Origin of the sequence: Pseudomonas sp. 43(2021) (genome assembly GCF_017490805.1) — a bacterium.
In the GTDB taxonomy this organism is placed as follows: Bacteria; Pseudomonadota; Gammaproteobacteria; order Pseudomonadales; family Pseudomonadaceae; genus Aquipseudomonas.
In genome coordinates this window covers 1-532 of record NZ_JAFGYJ010000243.1, presented here as the reverse complement: position 1 = coordinate 532, position 532 = coordinate 1, and the positions used below count along the sequence as shown (strand labels likewise).

Genomic DNA, 532 nt, shown 5'->3' with positions numbered 1-532 from the left:
CTCGTAGAGCTTGGGTTGTTTCTCGCGAATCAGCCGCGCCAACGCGATGGTAGCGCGCACATCCGACAGGGCTTCGTGGGCGTGGCCGTGATCGATATTGTTGGCCGCCGTGAGACGTTCGAGCTTGAGGGTCACGCGGCCTTCCTCATCGGTCGGCCAGACCAGACCGTCCGGGCGCAATGCGTAAGCGGCGCGCACCACATCAATCAGATCCCAGCGACTGTTGCCACCCTGCCATTCACGGGCGTAGGGGTCGAAGAAATTGCGATACAGGCTGTAGCGAGTCATCTCATCGTCGAAACGCAAGGTGTTGTAACCGGCGCCACAGGTCCCCGGTGTGGCCAGTTGCGCATGCACGCGAGTCATGAAATCGGCTTCGCTCAGGCCTTTTTCAGCGAGCTGACCGGGGGTGATGCCAGTGATCGCGCATGCCGCCGGGTGCGGCAGGATGTCTTCGCTGGGTTGGCAATAGAGGTTGACCGGCTCGTCGATTTCGTTGAGCGCATGGTCGGTGCGAATCCCGGCCACCTGC

Annotated in this window: 1 protein-coding gene; it reads right to left on the bottom strand. The window is 61.8% G+C overall.

What is annotated here, in order from left to right; genetic code table 11:
• The coding region (gene sbcB / locus J5M71_RS26990) for an exodeoxyribonuclease I (RefSeq protein WP_207838566.1) at positions 1–532 on the bottom strand (532 nt) is incomplete at both ends.